This window comes from Gilliamella sp. LMG 34362, assembly GCF_984569125.1.
Window position 1 is genome coordinate 470,202 of the sequence record NZ_OZ474902.1, and the last position, 19,518, is coordinate 489,719.

The following is a 19,518-nucleotide window of genomic DNA, read 5'->3' on the forward strand; positions in this document are numbered from 1 at the left end:
TCTTATGCCGCTGTAGTAACTTTTTCGATATTAACTAAAAAAGATTTATATTCTGGTGTTTGTGAATTAGCATCACCTAAATGAGGTGTTAATTCATTAACCAAAAAGCCTTTTTTCGTTTGACCAGTGAATCCCCATACAATTGGAATTCCTATGGTTTCGATTTCTTTACCATCAACAGTCAAAGTTGGTAAACGTTTTGTCACAACTGCTTTCGCTTTGATATAACCTCGATATGAGGTAACTTTTACCGTATCGCCTAATTTTATGCCTTTCTTATTGGCAAGATTTTCACTTAATTCAATAAATTGTTCTGGCTGTGTTATTGATGCTAGTCTTGCATGTTGAGTCCAGAAATGGAAATGTTCAGTGATACTATAAGTTGTGCCGACATAAGGAAACTCGTCTGCTTTACCCAAACGTGCAAGATCTTCTTTAAATGCTCTAGCAACAGGATTATTCACCTGTTTAGGATGCATTGGATTATTGGAAATTGGTGTTTCAAATGGCTCATAATGTTCAGGGAATGGGCCATCAACCAAACGATTTAAGCAGAATAATCCACCTAAACCATCATTATTCATGATAAATGCACCGGCACCAGAGTTTGGTGATAATGTACCTGTAAAGTCAGCGATATCATTACCATCCCAATTTGTACCGTTCCACTTGATTAATACTCGATTTGGATCCCATGGTTTACCATTTTCGTCGGCAGAGGCGCGGTTATACAGCACTCGTCGATTCATTGGCCATGCCCATGCCCAGCCAGCATGGATACCTTTACCGGATGGATCACTAGGATCTCGGCGTGCCATTAGGTTACCTTGTTCAGTCCAAGAACCACAGAATATCCAGATTCCTGATGAGGTAGAGCCGTCAGCTTTTAATTGTGAAAAACCACTTAATAGTTGGCCTTTCTTCAAAATAATATTGCCATTATCATCAGTTAAGTTAGTTAATGCTCGACCATTACACTCTTTAGCTAGTTCTTCAGCCGATGGACCTTCTGGATCTAGATAATCCCAGCTTAAATTGTTAATTGGTTCGTGATAAGCACCACCATCTTGTTCATAAAGCTCTTTAATTCTTAAGTAAATGCGGGCAATAATCTCTGGATCATAAAGTGATTCGTAAGGTGGTCTTGCTGCTGCCCAGTGCCATTGTAATAAACGTGATGAGTTAACAATTGTTCCGTTTTCTTCAGCAAAGCAGTTAGCCGGAAGCCTAAATACCTCTGTTTGAATTTTGCTTGGATCAACATCGTTGGATTCGCCATGATTTTTCCAAAACTCGGCGGTTTCGGTTGGCATTGGATCAATGCTAACTAAAAATTTAAGCTTAGATAATCCATCACGGATACTGTTTTTATCAGGCAGTGCTGCTAATGGGTTGAAACCTTGGCAAATAAAACCATTAGCTTGACCATCACGCATCATTTTGCTGAATCTTAAAACATCATAGGTTTTATCCCATTTTGGTAACCAATCAAATCCCCAATTGTTATCTTGAGTGGCATTCTCGCCGTACATCGCTTTCATAAAGCTAACAAAGAATTTCGGGTAATTACCCCAAAAATTGACCTCATTTGGACCGAGTGGTATAGGGGTTTTTTCTGTTAGATATTGCTCAAGTGAAGTTTGCGATTCTTTTGGTAAGTCAAGATAAGCAGGCAAACGATTAGACAGTAAACCAACATCTGTTAATCCTTGAATATTGGAGTGACCGCGAAGCGCATTTATACCGCCACCCATGACACCAATATTACCAAGAATCAATTGAATCATTGCCGCGGTACGAATAATTTGCGAACCATAAGTATGTTGAGTCCAACCTAAAGCATATAGAAAAGTTGCTGCACGATCATTGGTTTTGGTACTAGCAAGAGATCGACAAACATGTAAAAAACCGTCTATTGGACTACCGGTTATTTGATTCACCACTTCTGGTGTATAACGACTAACGTGTTGTTTTAATAAATTCCATACACAACGTGGATGACTTAGTGTTTTATCTCTTAATGCATAACCATTTTCATCTTTTTGATATGCCCAGCTGGTTTGATCGTATTGGCGGTTAGCGGCATCATAACCACTAAATAAACCACTATTTGTATCGAAGTTAAAATCATCACGGACAATTAAACTGGCATTAGAGTGGGTAACTAGATATTCAAAGTTTACTTCGTTATGTGAGATAAGGTAGTTAATAATGCCAAGTAAAAAAGCAATGTCAGAACCAGCACGAATTGGTACATAATGATCGGCGACGGAGGCAGTTCGATGAAAACGTGGATCAATTGCAATCAGTTCTGCACCGTTAGTAATTTTAGCTTCAATAGCCCATTTAAATCCAACCGGATGGGCTTCAGCAGCATTACCCCCCATAACGATAACCACATTAGCATTTTTGATATCATTCCAATTATTGGTCATCGCGCCTCGACCGAATGTCGCAGCTAAGCTAGAAACAGAAGGACCATGACAAACCCTAGCTTGGGTTTCAAGGCTTAACATTCCTAATGAACGAGCAACTTTAAATGCTAACCAACCTGTTTCATTACTCGCTGCTGAGGTTACCAACCAGCCGGTTGTTGTCCAGCGATTAACTGTCGTACCTTGTGCATTTTTTTCTTGAAAGTTTTTATCTCGGTCAGCTTTCATGAGTCGTGCAATGCGATCAATTGCTTCATCCCAACTAATCCGTTGCCATTTATCAGAACCAGGAGCACGATATTCAGGATATTTAACCCGTTGTTCGCTTTTAATATAATCAAGTACTCCAGCTCCTTTCGGACAAAGAGAGCCACGGCTAACAGGATGGTCAGGGTCACCTTCGATATGAAAAATAGATGATTCGGCATTTTTTGCTCCATCTCCTCGGCTATAGAGGAGCATTCCACATCCAACGGAGCAGTAAGTACAATTGTTTCGCGTCTCTTTTGATTTTAATAATTTATATTGGCGAGTTTGTGCAAGAGCTATGCTCGGGGCAAGACCCAGCGTAGCTACTGTGGTTCCTGCCATGCCACCAGCACAGATCTTAAAGAACTGTCTACGGTTAAATAGCATATGAACTCCTTAAAAAGCTGACATTACATTATTTAGATTGTTATGTTGGAATGGATAAACATCCTTATTAATTGTAATGATAATATTTAATTGAATGGAAATAAAGGGATAAATATTCAAAAGTTTGATATATGTCAAAAATAGCGTTTGCTATTTAATTGTTTTAGGGTTTTATTTAGATATAAATATATTGTTAGTGAAATTAATTAAGTGAAAAAATTGTTTAAATTAATGATTATAAATGCAGTATATTTGGCTTACTGATAATAATCAAGTAAGCCTTAACCAATTTATTATTTTGGATTAATTTCGTCGATGGTTTGCATTACACGGGTGGTAATAAGAGGTTTAAGAATTTTATTCATGATTTCGATTTTCGCTAAATTAGCATCACCTTTATCATCTAAATAACCTTGTTCTCTTAGTGAAGCAACCAATGTTGAAAAGACGCCTTTATCGAAAAATTCTGGTGCATTAATACCATGAAGTATCGATAAACGTTCTGCTATTAATCGCCCTTCTTTTTCCAAACTTGCTCGGCTGATGGTTGGATCTTTTTGCAATAATGAAAATGCAATGACATAGCGTTGTAATGTATCTTTTGAGGATGATGCCAATAGCTGTAAACCTGACATTTTTAAGTAGTTCAAGGTTAATTTGTCTGGCGTGTAACTGATTAGATTCAATTCAGCATAAGTTGCAATAATTTTATTCACATACTCAGTTAGTTGTTCATCATTGTGATATAAAAATAGTTCTGATTTTATTAATGGGAACAGCAGTTTGACTTGCATAAGTACTTCATCAAGCGAAATACGGTTATTTTTAAGCAAAATTCGCGCGACAATTGCTGGAATGATCAGTAAATGCTGAATGTTATTACGATAATAGGTCATCAATACTGCTTGATCGGCTGTTAAACCTACCATTTCACCAACTTCATCCGTGGTAATGACAAATTTGCCCATTTCTTTAGCATGTTCGAACATCTGTTCAGCAGTTTGATCAGGAATGGTAATTAAGTTGGAATAAGGAATGTTTTTTAATAATTTTAAGAGATAATCAATATTTTCTAATAATTTTACTTTGGTTAATGTACATTGGTCAGCAGCTAACAATATTGAACAACATAAATTCATCGCATTAATTGCAGCAGATGAATTTATGTGTTCCATTATTTGTGTAGCCAGCAGGTTAGCTGTGGGTGTTAACCAGCTAGGGCGTTGTGTTCCTGTTGGATCAATCGCATCTCGCCAATCGGGAATTTGTTGATTTAAAAATTGATTTAAAGGGATAGGATCACCAAAGTTAACATAACCAAAGCCTAATTTTTTCAATTTTAAAAATGCTTTAATTGTACGCCACAAGCTCTCTTTTTCTTTTTTTGCACCACGAAGTTCATTGGCATAAGTGGCAACTTCTAAAACATGTTCATAACCAATATAAACAGGAACTATTGTAATTGGACGAGGATCACCGCGCAATAAAGTCTGGACTGTCATCATTAACATTCCTGTTTTAGGATCAAGTAACCTACCTGTGCGTGATCGACCACCCTCGATGAAATACTCGACCGCATAACCTCGAATAAATAACTCAGCTAAATACTCTCGAAATACAGCGGTATAAAGTTTATTACCTTTAAATGAACGGCGAATAAAAAATGCCCCTAAGCGTCTAAAAATAGGGCCTGCTGGCCAGAAGTTTAAATTAATTCCTGCGGCAATATGTGGTGGCACCAGTCCTTGTCGATAAAGTACATAGGATAGTAATAAGTAATCCATATGACTACGATGACATGGCGCATAGACAATTTCATGGCCATTTTCAGCTAATTCTCGAACTGGGTCAGCATTGGTAACTTTTAAACCTTGATAAAGTCTATTCCATGCCCAAGTCAGAACAAAATCGGTCACTCTAAGCATGCGGTAAGAAAAATTAGCTGCAATTTCGTTTAATAATGATAGGGCATTCTTTTTGGCTTTATCCTGATCTATTTTTTTGCTTTTAGCTTCTTCTTGTATAGCTTCGGCAAGGGCAGGATTAGTAAGTAATTTGTTAAGCATCTCCTGACGAATAGGTAACTTCGGACCAACAGAGGCAGCCCTTTGTTTGGCAAAGTGTATGCGTGCGACTCGAGCAAGTTTGTGGGCTAAAACAGAGATATCTTGATTATCGTCAACCTTAATATTTTTAAATGATACCGTTCGAGAGAATCGAGTATAACAGTCGCGGCCAGAAATTAAGATTTTATAAAGTTTATACGTTGCGCCCAAAACTTGTAGTGAAGGCATTTTTTTACCTTCTTTATCTGGTTTTCGCCCGAACATAACGGAAACTGGTAACATTTGCACATCTAGTTCATCATTTTGTTGATGCGCAGAGATATATTCCCTTAAAATTTCAATTGATTTATTTTTTTGTTTTTTAGACGCAAAAATACCCGGCCCTTTATCAATATAAATATAAGCAGGAATAGTATTACCATTAATATCAATGCCTAGTAAAGGATCTGGCAAATCATATTTAAGACAAAGTGATCTCACTACCATTAAGTCAATTTGCGAATTATAAGGTAGCACATACAAAATTGGTCGATGGATATCGAGATCCAATTCAGTAATAGGATCGGTAGGAATTGGTTTACTTTTAACAAAAAGCTTAACAGGGATCTGAATTAGTGAAAAATAAACTTTTGTCCACCAAGAAAACATAAAAATAAACCTCATATTTTGTGGCTAATTATATAATTAAATCATTGTTAGCCATTCGTTTATCGACTGACTTGTCGATGCATAAATTGCAAATTTATATTGTTATTTTACTTTTTAACAATAAACATTAATCCAAGTATATATGTGTTATTGTCTAACTGTTAGTTAATTTGCATAATCTTTCAGCTAGATTGTTTTAATTTATAGATGCCTATGCCTACCCATTATAAAGACATATTAATAGCAACACTATATAGTTTATTGAAATTAAGTTATCACAATGGTTGTATTAATGAGCGAAAACTAGCCATCACAATCCAGTTTAAATCGTGATGGCATCAGTCTATTATCAAGCTTTGCTTTGATACATTACATCTAAAATGTAACGTAATTGTTTAACATCGAGTTGACCTGGAGCTGAGGCGTTTTTGGCGGCACCAAATGTCATGGCTGAACCAAAGGTTGTCCCTGCAATGCGGCTGATTGCACCAAGACCGGCCATTGACATGGTAATAATTGGTTGTGTAGCAAATTTTTCATTCATTTCGCTGGTTGCGGCAAGTAATGTTAATACATCATTAGTATTTTGTGGCATCACGGCAATTTTAGGAATATCTGCACCTAAGTCTTGCATTTTTCTTAATCGATACACAATATCACTTTGTGATGGTGTTTTTTCAAAGTCATGGTTTGAGGCAACCACGAATACGCTATTTTTATGGGCAATATCGATAATTGCTTTTACATTGTCATCGCCAATAAAGACTTCAACATCAATTAAATCAACTAAGCCACTACTTGCCATTGCTTTATTTAGCTGTATATAAGCATCTAATGGCCATGGTTTTACGCCACCTTCATTTGCGGTACGGAAAGTAAATAAAATTGGTTTATTGGGCAATAAGGTCGCTATTTTTTGTGCTATGGATTTGACTGCATCAATATTATCAACTTGCGTAAAGTGGTCAACTCGCCATTCTAAAACGTCAAAATCAATAGTTTGTAAAAACTTTACCTCATCAATGAGTTCATCTTCGGTTTTCCCAATAATTGGCACAATTATTTTTGGAGTACCTTTACCTATCTCAAGCTGTTTAACTGTTACTATATTCATTTTATTTCCTGTTCACCACAAAATTAATCATTAAATCCCATTTGTTCTTTGACATAATCAATTGGTGCATCTTCGCCTGTCCAAATTTTTATTTGTGCCGCTCCTTGCCATAGCATCATACCGATGCCATTGAGTGTTTTACATCCTTGTTGTTCGGCCATTTCTAATAGCTTAGTTTTGCGTGGGCTATAAATACAATCTGTAACAACGAGATCTGATCGCAAGATTGTTGGATCGGTAATTAAACTTTGACTTTCTAATGGTTTCATTCCTACACCAGTGGCATTACAAAGTACATCGCTATCAGCAATTTGTTTTCTTAGCTCATTCTCATCAGCTAGATCGGTAATATGTACTTTACATTTTGTCTGTTCATTTAATTTTTTTATTACCGATTCTATCTTTGTATAGCACTCATCTTTCTGATTAAAAATAGCAATTTCTTTTACACCATCAAGAGCTGCTTGTACGGCAATTGCGGTTGCCGCACCCCCGGCACCGAGAACGGTTATTTTTTTATCTAGCATATTAATGCCAGCTTCTGCTAGCATACGCATATAACCAATGCCGTCAGTGTTATAACCGGTCAATACGCCATTATCATTTGAAATCGTATTACAGGCACCACTCATTTCTACCGCAGGTGTTAATTTATCAAGGTATTGGCAAACAAGTTGTTTATTGGGCATTGAAATAGCACTACCTCGTAACCCAAGTGCTCGTAAACCTTTTATTGCATCGAGTAGCTTTGGTTGATCGACTTCAAATGCTAAATAAATAAATGGAATATTTAATTTAGAGTAAATGGTATTTTGCATTTGCGGTGACAAACTATGACGAATCGGATAAGCCATTAAACCAATCAATAGAAAATGACCATCAATATTACTTCTCATTTGAAATTCTCCGTAACTAATCTAAATTTTGTCCAAAACTGATCATATACCATGATGTTTGTATATATTAACTTTGTTTAGCCAAAAAGCTGGCAATTTAGACCTTAGCTTTTTTAATCCAATAGGATAATTATTTAATTGTAATTTCAGTTTTGCTATTGTTTTTATAATGACACGAGATTAAGTGTGCTACAACCTAAAGATATAACAATATTATTTGTTTTATTGATTCACATTTTAACATGGTCAGTTAATTGGTGATTAAAAAAGGCTTTATGCGAGTAAGCGTATACTAACAATTGCACTTTAAATAGCTATCGCCTAGAATAACCACCTTTATCTCGCTACGAAGAATCTATTTATGAATACTATTCTTGAGCTGTTTTCCTCAGTAAATGCAGTTGTTGTTGCTGTTATTTTAATGTTAGTGCTTTCGCTTTGCCGAGTTCATGTGGTAATTAGCTTAATTATTGGTGCATTTGCAGGTGGTTTATGCAGTCATCTAACCCTAAAAGAAACCATAGACGCTTTTAATACAGGTATTAGTAACGGGGCTAATATTGCCTTATCTTATGCTATGTTAGGTGCGTTTGCCGTGGCTATTTCTAAATCAGGATTACCAGAATTATTAGCTGATAAAGCCATTAAACAATTAACTACTAATGATGCCAAAACACGAATTAAATGGTTATTACTTATTATTATCGGGTTAGTTAGTATTTCCTCACAGAATATTATTCCAATTCATATCGCCTTTATTCCGCTTTTAATTCCACCACTTTTATATGTGATGTCGAGATTACAACTAGATAGACGAATGATTGCGTGTATTATGACATTTGGTTTGATTACGCCATATATGTTTTTACCGGTCGGATTCGGTAATATCTTTCTAAATCAAATTTTGTTAAAAAATATTATTTCGTCTGGAATGGATGTTAGTCATGTTAATGTCATGCATGCTATGGCTATTCCTGCTTTCGGTATGTTTGTTGGTTTACTATGGGCTATTTTTGTCAGTTATCGTAAACCGAGACAGTATGAACTTATCCGTGAAGAGAGTCATGCCGAACAGTTTAGTAATGTAAGTGCTCGTTCACTTATTATCTCATTATTAGCGATTGTTCTTTCTTTCACCGTGCAACTTTGTACTGGATCGATGATATTAGGTGCGTTAATTGGTTTTATTTGCTTTATTGTTTCAGGTTCAATCAAATGGGGCGAAGCGGACGGAATCTTCACCGATGGTATCAAAATGATGGCAATGATTGGTTTTGTGATGATATCTGCGCAAGGGTTTGCCGAAGTATTAAAACAGACGCATGAAATAGAACCTTTAGTCATTAATAGTGCATCGTTATTTGCTGGTAACAAAGTCGTGGCCTCTTTCATGATGATGTTAGTTGGTTTGGTCATTACGTTGGGAATTGGCTCGTCATTTTCTACTGTTCCAATTATTGCGGCAATTTATGTTCCGTTATGCGTTCAATTAGGATTTTCACCAATTGCGACAGTTTGTTTAATTGGTGCATCAGGAGCTATCGGTGATGCTGGCTCACCACCTTCAGATACTATTTTAGCCACATCTGCTGGTTTAAATAGTGATGGACAGCATGACCATATCAGAGACAGTGTTATTCCAACTTTTACCCATTTCAATATTCCGTTATTTATTGCTGGATGGGTGGGATCATTGATTCTTTAAACAATCAAAAGAATTAAGGTTATTATTAGTTATGAATAAAAAGCCATACCAAAATATTCGTGCGTTTTGTGCAAAAGCTATCTTTGCGGTACTTGAAGAAGGACAATCACTTAGTACGGCTTTAGCTTCTTTGAATCATCAAGTTGCTGATAAAGACAAAGCACTAGTGCAAGAGATCTGTTTTGGTGTAATACGAGTGCTACCTGAACTGGATTTCTATATTCATAACTTAATGAGTAAGGTCTTAACTGGGAAAAATAGAATTTTACATTACTTATTGTTAACTGGATTGTACCAAATTCTTTATACTCGAATTCCTGAACATGCCGCTGTAGGGGAAACAGTTGGTGCGGTTAATGATTTAAAAAAAACGCAATTAAAAGGTGTGATTAATGGCGTTTTACGTGAATTTTTACGCCAACAGGCATCATTAAAACAAAAATTTCAGCAAGATAGTAAACAACAAATTAGTCAGACCTTACATCCTAGTTGGTTATTAAATCGTTTAAAATCAGCTTATCCAGAGCAGTGGCAAGCAATTGTTAATGCGAATAATCAGAAACCACCTATGTGGTTACGAGTTAATCTTAACCATTATTCGGTTAGTGAATACCAACAATTACTTGAAAAACAACAGATTGCTTCCGAGTCTTTTGCTGATATCCCCTGTGCTATTCGTTTAACTACGGCGGTAAATGTGACTAAATTACCGTTTTTTGCTGAAGGAGCGGTAACAGTACAAGATTTATCAGCACAATATGCGGCTTATCTATTAGCACCTAAAAATGGTGAGCAAATTTTAGATATGTGTGCCGCTCCTGGCGGTAAAACCACCCATATTTTAGAACTTGCGCCAACAGCTAATGTATTAGCTGTAGATGTTGATGCCAACCGCGTTAAACGAATTGATGAAAATTTAACACGCCTAAAACAACATGCACAAGTCAAAGTTGGTGATGGTTTAACTCCTGAAAAGTGGTGTGATGGGCGTCAGTTTGATCGCATCTTGCTTGATGCTCCGTGTTCGGCTACCGGGGTTATTCGTCGTCATCCTGATATAAAATGGTTACGACGTGATAGCGATATCGCTCAGCTCACCGAACTACAATATGCTATTTTGACACGTATCTGGCCTTATTTAAAAGCTGGTGGCACTTTAGTTTATGCCACTTGCTCGGTATTGCCAGAGGAGAATAAGTTACAAATCGCCCGTTTTTTACAACAAACCCCCAACGCCAAACAGCAGGGAGAACTTAGGCAGTTTTTACCGACTGAATTGGCTGGTGATGGTTTTTTCTATGCTGTATTAAGGAAAGAATAGTTATTAGTAATAATGTTTGATGATTTATTATGCAAATATAAATCATCACCATTATTCTATTGTTTATATTTTTCAATCATTGTAACTAATTTTTCACTATGTTGTATTGCTTTGGCCTTTATTTCATTTGGCTCAGCGGTTACTGGTGATACCCCATATAAAACAACTGGTGTTAGGTATTGCATTTGGCTATAAAGTGCAGATAGTTTTACTGGTTGATGTAGATGATCGATTATATTAGGGTCATAATCACTATAATTTTTCTCAACTTGTCCGATAGTTAAACTGGTTAGTAATTTTTTATCTTTTAATTTATCGCCTTTTGAACCATAGGCAAATTGATAAGTAAATACTTCATCAAACCATAATTTTAGGATCGCTGGCATATTAAACCAATACATCGGGTATTGTAAAATGATTAGCTCGTGTCTTAGCAATGCGGTTTGTTCTTCTTGCACATTAATTTGATAGTTTGGATAAAGCTGATGAATATTTCGAACTTCAAGATCTTTAACTTCATTTTGTAAGGTTTCAACAATAGTTTTATTGGCTGTTGATTGTTCAATATTAGGATGAGCTAAAATAATTAATGGCATAAAATTTCCTTTGTTTTTATACTATAAAAAATTGAGTTACTCTATTTAGTTTATTGACAAATATTTTTTAAGCAATATCTATCAAACTTGATAGTATAGTTAGGAATATGTATGCAAAGTGGTGAAGAACGACCGTCAAAACGCTATAACAATAAAACTTATTATTGCCCAATAAGTTTAGCAATGGATTTAATTGGTGGAAAATGGAAAGGTGTAATCCTTTATTATTTACTTTCAGGGGAAAAACGATTTAGTGAGTTAAAGATATTGATTCCAGAAGTTACCGATATGACATTAAGCATTCAACTTAAAAAATTGGAACAAGATGGGCTTATTATTCGCCGTGTTTATGGCCAAAAACCACCACTTAAAGTGTTATATAAACTAACTCCACTTGGTGAAAAAGTTGGTCCCGCGCTTGAACAACTCTGTTTATGGGGTGAAGGAGTTTAGTTGTCATTTTTGTCTTTTTAATTGTTAGTTGATTTGCAATGATTAATGATGAATTAAATTCTTACTCAAAAAATTTTGAGGAACGGGGTTTTTTAAGCGATAAAATTTAATCAATAACATCTTATCATCGTTACTTGGACAATCTTTGGCAGATATGGTAAATTCCGAATCTGTTTTGCACTTTTAAGACTCTCGAAATATGGCTTACACATTAACCTATAGTGATCTCCCTGAAAATATACAATATTGGCAAGGTTTACCTTTATCTTTAAATGGTTGTGAAGTAGTCCCATTAGATTACAATGCCGGAAAAACCGGTTGGATTATTTATGGTAAAAAGTTAAATAAAACCTTGCTGTCAAAATTTCAAAGACAGCTAGCAATGCCGATGGTTGTGGTTTCTTCATGGAAAATTAAAACCTATCAAATTGTACGTATTGCAGGGGTAATGCCGAAAAAAGCCAAATCGATTTCGTTAAGCTTAGGGATTGATGTTGCACCAATCGATAATTTACCAACCTTACATTCTCCTGGCCTATTGGTTATGGATATGGATTCAACAGCTATTGGTATTGAATGTATTGATGAGTTGGCAAAGCTACAAGGTGTGGGTGAACAAGTTGCTGCAGTTACTGAACTTGCTATGCGAGGTGAACTTGATTTTGCCTCCAGCTTACGCAAACGCGTGGCGACGTTAACTGGTGCTCCACAAGATATTTTAGAGCAAGTAAAAAAAACACTACCGCTAACGCCGGGATTAATTTATTTAGTTAAAGAGCTACATAAAAAAAATTGGCATGTTGCTATTGTTTCTGGTGGATTTACCTATTTTGCTGACCATTTAAAACAGAAGTTGAAACTGGTTGCTGCTCATGCCAATGAGTTAGAAATTAAAAAAGGCCAGTTAACTGGTAAAGTGATAGGGCAAATTGTTGATGCTAAATATAAAGCGCGAACGCTACAACAATTGGCCGCTTCTTTAGATATTCCGATTGAACAAACGGTTGCAATTGGCGATGGCGCTAATGATTTAATGATGATTCGAATTGCCGGACTTGGAGTTGCTTATCACGGCAAGCCGAAAGTCGTTGAAAAAGCAAGAATTAGTATCAATTATGCTGATTTAACTGGTTTATGGTGCATTCTATCTACCAGTTTATTAAGTGAAGGTTAGGAGAAAAATTTGGCCAAAACAGTAAAGCGCGCTTATGTATGTAATGATTGTGGCGCCGATTATCCTCGTTGGCAAGGTCAATGTAGTGCTTGCCATGCTTGGAATACTATTACTGAAGTGAGGTTAGCTAGTACCTCATCACGCAATGATCGATTAACCGGTTATGCTGGTGGTGCAGGGCAAACTAAGATCCAAAAACTATCTGAGATTAGTTTAGAGGCCTTACCTCGATTTTCAACTGGATTTTCTGAATTTGACCGCGTACTTGGCGGTGGCGTGGTACCAGGTAGTGCTATCTTAATTGGTGGTAATCCTGGTGCCGGTAAAAGTACTTTGTTATTGCAAACAATGAGTAAATTGTCTGCACAAATGAATACACTCTATGTTACTGGTGAAGAGTCATTGCAACAAGTGGCAATGCGTGCCTATCGTTTAGGTTTACCTACTGATAATATTAATATGTTGTCTGAAACCAGTATCGAGCAGATTTGTTTACTGGCCGAACAATCTCAACCAAAATTAATGGTTATCGATTCAATTCAAGTGATGCATCTTGCTGATATCCAATCTTCGCCAGGCAGTGTGGCACAAGTTCGAGAAACAGCAGCTTATTTAACTCGTTTTGCCAAAACCAAAGGAATTGCCATTATTATGGTTGGCCATGTGACTAAAGATGGTTCACTGGCAGGCCCTAAAGTGCTTGAACACTGTATTGACTGCTCGATTTTACTTGATGGCGATGCAGATTCTCGATTCCGTACTTTGCGTAGCCATAAAAATCGTTTTGGTGCCGTAAATGAGCTTGGTGTGTTTGCCATGACCGAACAAGGCTTGAAAGAGGTTAGTAATCCATCAGCAATCTTTTTAAGTCGTGGTGAAGAGATGTTATCAGGTAGTTCAGTAATGGTGCTGTGGGAAGGCACTCGGCCATTATTAGTTGAGATCCAAGCGTTAGTTGATCACTCTGTTTATGGTAATCCAAGACGAGTAACTGTCGGACTTGATCAGAACCGATTGGCACTGTTATTGGCTGTTTTACATCGTCATGGTGGTTTACAAATGGCCGATCAGGATATTTTTGTTAATGTTGTCGGTGGGGTAAAAGTGACTGAAACGAGCGCTGATCTAGCATTAATTGCCGCATTGGTATCGAGTTTCCGTAATCGTCCTTTACCACAAGATGTGGTAATCTTTGGTGAAATAGGATTAGGTGGTGAAATCAGACCGGTACCAAGTGGCCAAGAGCGTATTTCAGAAGCGGCTAAACATGGCTTTAAAAAAGCGATAGTACCTATTGCCAATATGCCGAAAAAGAAACCAGAAAATATGCAGATCTTTGCGGTTAAGAAAGTATCTGAAGCACTAGATATTTTAAGTGATTTGTAGCGTTTTTCTTGCTGAAAATATTCCGCCGATTTAATTCTGCAATTTAGTCTTAGAATTTAACTATCGGCGGAAAAGAAGTTATTTAATTTTAGCGTTAATAACAAATTTCATAACAAGGTTGGTAAGCACTACCTCCAGGTAGCTTCATACGGTCTTGTTTCACATAGCTAAGCAGTAAATTATCTAATTGTTTCATAATTTCTGGATCGCCTTGTAATTTATAGCGTCCATGTTCGGCAATTTGCTTCATACCGAATTCTTTAACATTACCGGCTACAATACCTGAGAAAGCTCGACGTAAGTCAGCTGCTAACATTTCAACAGGTTGATTTTTATGTAGATTAAGTGATGCCATATTTTCATGAGTTGGTTCAAATGGATGCTGTAATGATTCATCAATTTTAAGTAACCAGTTAAATCCGTAAGCATCTCCAGTCGCTAAACGTGATGATTTAACCTGTTTGACGCCATGTTTCATGATGCGAGCGACTTGTTCTGGCGAATCAATGATAATTTCATACAGTTTAGTTGCTTCTTCTCCTAAGGTGTTGCGGATAAATTGGTCAATTGCAGTAAAATAATCTTCACACTCTTTGGGACCAGTTAAAATAATTGGTAAAGTTTGATTTTTATTAGCAGGATTGAGCATTATCCCCAAAATATAAAGCAATTCTTCTGCGGTACCAGGGCCTCCAGGAAAGATAACAATACCGTGCGCCATACGCACAAAGGCTTCAAGTCTTTTTTCAATATCCGGCATAATAATAAGTTCATTAACCAGTGCATTTGGTGGCTCTGCGGCAATAATGGATGGTTCGGTCATACCAATAAAGCGACTATCTTTGATCCTTTGTTGAGCGTGACCAACTGCAGCCCCTTTCATTGGTGCTTCCATAATACCCGGTCCACAGCCAGTGCAGATATTGAGTTCGCGTAGCCCTAACTGCATACCAACCTGACGAGCATAATAATATTCACTTTCGTTAATGGAATGCCCACCCCAACAGACAATTAAATTAGGTTCTTCACCCACATGTAAAGCATTGGCATTACGTAAAATTGAGAAAACAAGATTGGTGATGTAATAGGAGTGTTCTTTTTCTAGTTTATCATTAGGCACCAAATGTTTAATTGCACTAATTTGGCTATTTAAAAACAGGATATCACGCAACACCGCAAATAGATTGGCTTGAATGGAGCGAATAATTTTTTTGTCGACAAATGCGGTTTCAGGAGCATCAATAAGCTCTAATTTGACCCCTCGTTCTTTGCTGATAACGTTAATTTCGAAAGATTTAAATCTATCCAATAATTCTTGAGTATTATCAGTTTTGCTACCTGCATTTAGTGTGGCTAGTGAACAATTTCTAAATAATTGGTATAGTTCACTATTTGCTGACTTTTTCAGAATATCGACTTCTGCTTGGGCAAGTAAATCCATTGATCCTAATGGACTAATATGGGTAATCATTACAACCTCCATTTGACGGTTTTATCGACAAAAAATCATTATATATTCAAACAGAATAAAAAATAAGTAAAGCTGATAATAACCTAATTTATCAATTAAATTAATTTAACATGAAAATATGTAACTATTTTTTCAAATTGAATTTTTCAATATTACATTAACCAATGATTTAAATATCATTGTAGTAAAAAATTATCGCAATTTTAGTTATTAAATAAGTGTGTTATCAATGAAAACAGATTTTTTTTACGGCTAGAGCCAGCTAAACAAGGACATTACCTGATTGGCTTAGCATTATCGCTACTGAGTATAGTAATAACTATGTTGAATGTTAGATAAAAATAAATTGTTTTTTATTAGATTGATATTAAATAATTGTTCATAGTCAAAAAATAAACGCTATGCTAGACTAAACTAAACTCTGAAGCTGATTTGCCTAAGTGATAATATTATTCATATGGTAATTTAGCCGCGGTATAGCACAGAAATGGCTATGCTTCCCGATTTGGATAAGGTGTTTATTATATATATGCAATTAGTGGATAATTATCAGCGTCGCTTTCAATATTTGCGTTTATCAATTACTGAACTATGTAACTTTCAATGTCAGTATTGTTTACCTAATGGGTATCGACCTAATAAAGATCATAAATTTTTATCGTTAAATGAAATTGATAATGTCATATCAACATTTACCGAACTTGGTGTGCATAAAATTCGCTTAACTGGTGGTGAACCGACTTTGCGTCGAGATTTTATGGATATTTTGTCAATTATTTCGGCTTATCCAAGTATTAAACAATTGGCAATTACGACCAATGGCTCACGATTATTAAAAAATGTCCATTATTGGCAACAAGCTGGGCTTAATGCCATTAATATTAGTATTGATAGTTTTTCTCCTTATATTTTTAAACGAATAACTGGCCAAGACAAACTCCAAGAGTTAATGCAAGGAGTTGAAAAATCATTAGATGTTGGTATTGAGAAAGTCAAAATTAATACCGTTCTAATGAAAAATATGAATGATCATCTGAGTGATTATTTAGCTTGGATTAAACACCGACCAGTAGAATTACGTTTTATTGAACTAATGGAAACAACCGAAAGCCGTCAATTATTTAATCATTTTCATTTAGCTGGTCAAGCGATGGAGTCTCAACTTGTTGAACAAGGTTGGCAATTACAAGCAAAAGAGGCATTATCTGGCCCAGCGAAAGTTTATGCTCATAGTGATTATCAGGGTAAAATTGGTCTAATTATGCCTTATTCGCAGGATTTTTGTAAAAGTTGCAACCGATTACGGGTTTCATCGCTTGGTAAATTACATTATTGCCTTTTTGGTGATGCAGCTGTTGATTTACGGGATTTGCTAAACAGTCCAGAACAGAAAGCACAACTTAAAGCACGCGTGTTAGCTTCACTATTAATAAAACCAGAAAAACATTTATTACATGAGCATAATCTAGGCATCACACCTAATTTATCTTATATCGGTGGTTAACACTTGGTTTTGTTTCGGTATTTGGTTAATTTTCCAGTGAGTTATTGCCCAATCTAATAACTGTTTTTGTGAGGCATCTTGCCAGCTTTCCGGTAATTGCTGACCTAAAAACTGTAATGCTTGTGCAGTTAATAAATTCGTATTTTTACTATCAATAGGGCTAGCATGGTTTTGTTTTGACAGCTTATTACCATGATTATCTAAAGCCAATGGTAAATGGCAGTAATTAGGAATAGTAAAATTAAATAATCGATAAAGCGAAATTTGTTTAGCTGTAACGGGTAGTAGATCTGCTCCTCGAACAATTTCAGTTATTCCTTGATAATTATCATCTAATACTACAACTAAATTATAAGCAAATAGCCCATCTTTGCGATGAATAATAAGATCCTCTTGAGCATTGGCTGGATCAACAGTTTGTTGACCACGAATTTTATCATCGAAAGAAAAAACTGGCTGACTTTGCTTTAATCGAATAGCACATTGTTGTTGGTTAGTTGATGCTAACTGTCGATCACGACAAAAGCCATCATATATCCCATTGCTAAGATTATGGATCCTTTGTCTGGTACAATCACAATAATAAGCTTTTTGCTGAGTAATAAGCGTTTGTAATACGGCTCGATAACGCTCACTACAATTTGATTGATATAAAACTTGGTCGTCCCAATGCAGTTCGAAAGCTTCTAATGTTTTTAATATTAAGGATGAGGCGCCTTTGACTTCTCGTGGAGGGTCAATATCTTCAATGCGAACAAGCCATTTACCAAAATTGGCTTTGGCTTGTAGGTAACTACCGAGAGCCGTCACCAACGAACCAAAATGCAATGGTCCAGATGGTGAGGGTGCAAAACGACCAATATATTGCATGGGCGTATTGAGTAAAATAATAGTTTAAATGGAAATTACATACCCATTTGTTTTTCACGAAGTTCAGCTAATGTTTTGCAATCGATACATAGATCAGCTGTCGGTCTTGCTTCTAAACGACGAATACCAATTTCAACACCGCATGATTCACAAAAACCAAAATCATCGATTTCAATTTTCTTTAATGTCTTTTCAATTTTTTTGATTAATTTACGTTCTCTGTCACGCGCTCTTAATTCTAAGCTAAATTCTTCTTCTTGAGTAGCACGGTCAGCCGGATCTGGGAAATTTGCAGCCTCATCTTGCATGTGAGAAACTGTTTTACCCATTTCACCTTGTAACTGTGACAGCCATGCTTCTAAGATAAGTTTGAAATGTTTTAATTGCTTAGGATTCATGTACTCCTCATCTTTCGCCTCTTTATAAGGCTCAAGCCCAGCAATAGCAAGCAGGCTAAGAGAAGATGTATTTACTTTTTGTTCCTTTTTCACAGCAATCCCCCTTAAGTACAGATTATTTGCGAGCGGTAAACTATAGCAATAATTTAGCCTTTGGCAAATTTTTTTTATTATTTTTTTTGCATTTAGACCATAAAAATTTACAACTATATGTTATTAATAAGATTAATTATTCATGCCATTTTTTCAATCCATTCATGGGACATTTTGTTAATAAATTAAATAGGTTATCGTTATCAGGTAATATTAGGTCTGGTGAAATATCAAATAAAGGATAAAGCACAAATTCTCTCTTTTTCATATGATAGTGTGGTATGGTAAGCCTTTCTGTATCTATAACTAAGTCATCATATAACAATATATCTAAATCTAATGTTCTTGCCCCCCAGCGATTTTCTTTACGAACTCTACCTTGTGACTTTTCAATGGCTTGTAAATGATCTAATAGTGCTATTGGTGTCAGAGACGTGGTTAATTTGATGACTGCATTGAGATAATCATTTTGATCTTGTGGCCCCAATGGTTTGCTACGATAAAATGGCGATATATCAGAAACAACTGTTTCAGGTAATTGTTTTAAGGCCGCAATAGCTTGATTAGCTTGCTCTAATGGATCGTTAAGATTACTGCCTAAGGCAATATAACAAATTGGCATAATTAGATTCAATTGAGGTGATGTTAAAACATGGTGATATTTTAGCATATAAACAAGTTAGTAACTAATAAAGGAAATAGAATATAGAATAATGTTTCAATTAAATTTTTGAAAAAATTGAGGAGCAGTT

At 35.9% G+C, this 19,518-nt stretch carries 15 protein-coding genes and 1 riboswitch; of the genes, 6 read left to right on the top strand and 9 right to left on the bottom strand.

Annotated elements, in window-relative coordinates:
* Positions 1-2 precede the first annotated feature (2 nt).
* The 4 genes from fdnG to AC5LWZ_RS02285 form a co-directional block, all read right to left on the bottom strand.
* On the bottom strand, positions 3-3,071 hold the full coding sequence (fdnG, locus tag AC5LWZ_RS02270; RefSeq protein ID WP_493463901.1) for a formate dehydrogenase-N subunit alpha: 3,069 nt from the start codon (positions 3,069-3,071) through the stop codon (positions 3-5).
* A 293-nt stretch (positions 3,072-3,364) separates the two neighbouring features.
* The gene (plsB, locus tag AC5LWZ_RS02275) at positions 3,365-5,800 is read right to left on the bottom strand and encodes a glycerol-3-phosphate 1-O-acyltransferase PlsB (RefSeq protein ID WP_493463902.1); all 2,436 of its coding nucleotides are present in this window, start codon (positions 5,798-5,800) and stop codon (positions 3,365-3,367) included.
* Between the two features lie 334 nt (positions 5,801-6,134).
* Positions 6,135-6,899, bottom strand: coding sequence for a type I 3-dehydroquinate dehydratase (gene aroD, locus AC5LWZ_RS02280; protein ID WP_493463903.1), 765 nt, complete (start codon positions 6,897-6,899; stop codon positions 6,135-6,137).
* A 23-nt stretch (positions 6,900-6,922) separates the two neighbouring features.
* Positions 6,923-7,795 (bottom strand): shikimate dehydrogenase, encoded by an 873-nt coding sequence (locus AC5LWZ_RS02285; RefSeq protein WP_493463904.1) that lies wholly within the window; start codon positions 7,793-7,795, stop codon positions 6,923-6,925.
* A 361-nt stretch (positions 7,796-8,156) separates the two neighbouring features.
* On the opposite strand from AC5LWZ_RS02285, the gene AC5LWZ_RS02290 reads away from it, so the two are divergent.
* Both AC5LWZ_RS02290 and rsmB read left to right on the top strand, forming a co-directional pair.
* Positions 8,157-9,500: a Na+/H+ antiporter family protein gene (locus tag AC5LWZ_RS02290; protein ID WP_493463905.1), complete on the top strand. Its 1,344-nt coding sequence runs from the start codon at positions 8,157-8,159 to the stop codon at positions 9,498-9,500.
* A 31-nt stretch (positions 9,501-9,531) separates the two neighbouring features.
* Positions 9,532-10,821, top strand: coding sequence for a 16S rRNA (cytosine(967)-C(5))-methyltransferase RsmB (rsmB, locus tag AC5LWZ_RS02295; RefSeq protein ID WP_493463906.1), 1,290 nt, complete (start codon positions 9,532-9,534; stop codon positions 10,819-10,821).
* Between the two features lie 56 nt (positions 10,822-10,877).
* Here rsmB and AC5LWZ_RS02300 read toward each other — a convergent pair whose 3' ends face one another.
* A complete protein-coding gene (locus AC5LWZ_RS02300; RefSeq protein WP_493463907.1) occupies positions 10,878-11,417 on the bottom strand; it encodes an NAD(P)H-dependent oxidoreductase in 540 nt (179 codons plus the stop codon).
* Positions 11,418-11,528: 111 nt separating this feature from the next.
* On the opposite strand from AC5LWZ_RS02300, the gene AC5LWZ_RS02305 reads away from it, so the two are divergent.
* The 3 genes from AC5LWZ_RS02305 to radA all read left to right on the top strand — a co-directional run bounded on the left by AC5LWZ_RS02305 (position 11,529) and on the right by radA (position 14,430).
* Positions 11,529-11,870: a winged helix-turn-helix transcriptional regulator gene (locus AC5LWZ_RS02305; protein ID WP_086362729.1), complete on the top strand. Its 342-nt coding sequence runs from the start codon at positions 11,529-11,531 to the stop codon at positions 11,868-11,870.
* Between the two features lie 199 nt (positions 11,871-12,069).
* Positions 12,070-13,044, top strand: coding sequence for a phosphoserine phosphatase (gene serB, locus AC5LWZ_RS02310; RefSeq protein WP_493463908.1), 975 nt, complete (start codon positions 12,070-12,072; stop codon positions 13,042-13,044).
* Between the two features lie 9 nt (positions 13,045-13,053).
* Positions 13,054-14,430, top strand: a complete 1,377-nt coding sequence (radA, locus tag AC5LWZ_RS02315; RefSeq protein WP_294912630.1) for a DNA repair protein RadA — start codon at positions 13,054-13,056, stop codon at positions 14,428-14,430.
* Positions 14,431-14,524: 94 nt separating this feature from the next.
* On the opposite strand, the gene ppnN is transcribed toward radA, so the two are convergent.
* Positions 14,525-15,901, bottom strand: coding sequence for a nucleotide 5'-monophosphate nucleosidase PpnN (gene ppnN, locus AC5LWZ_RS02320; protein ID WP_493463909.1), 1,377 nt, complete (start codon positions 15,899-15,901; stop codon positions 14,525-14,527).
* A 407-nt stretch (positions 15,902-16,308) separates the two neighbouring features.
* Positions 16,309-16,434, top strand: a riboswitch (molybdenum cofactor riboswitch).
* On the opposite strand from ppnN, the gene moaA reads away from it, so the two are divergent.
* The gene (gene moaA, locus AC5LWZ_RS02325; RefSeq protein WP_493463910.1) at positions 16,431-17,405 is read left to right on the top strand and encodes a GTP 3',8-cyclase MoaA; all 975 of its coding nucleotides are present in this window, start codon (positions 16,431-16,433) and stop codon (positions 17,403-17,405) included. It overlaps the preceding riboswitch by 4 nt.
* On the opposite strand, the gene gluQRS is transcribed toward moaA, so the two are convergent.
* From gluQRS to folK, 3 genes are all read right to left on the bottom strand, one after another.
* On the bottom strand, positions 17,385-18,275 hold the full coding sequence (gene gluQRS, locus AC5LWZ_RS02330) for a tRNA glutamyl-Q(34) synthetase GluQRS (RefSeq protein ID WP_294893018.1): 891 nt from the start codon (positions 18,273-18,275) through the stop codon (positions 17,385-17,387). The two genes, moaA and gluQRS, sit on opposite strands and share 21 nt — an antisense overlap.
* Before the next feature lie 35 nt (positions 18,276-18,310).
* Complete coding sequence (gene dksA / locus AC5LWZ_RS02335) at positions 18,311-18,766, bottom strand: RNA polymerase-binding protein DksA (RefSeq protein WP_110448602.1); 456 nt, start codon at positions 18,764-18,766, stop codon at positions 18,311-18,313.
* A 136-nt stretch (positions 18,767-18,902) separates the two neighbouring features.
* Entirely contained in the window at positions 18,903-19,388 is a 486-nt protein-coding gene (gene folK / locus AC5LWZ_RS02340; protein WP_198201776.1) for a 2-amino-4-hydroxy-6-hydroxymethyldihydropteridine diphosphokinase, read from the bottom strand.
* Positions 19,389-19,518 lie beyond the last annotated feature (130 nt).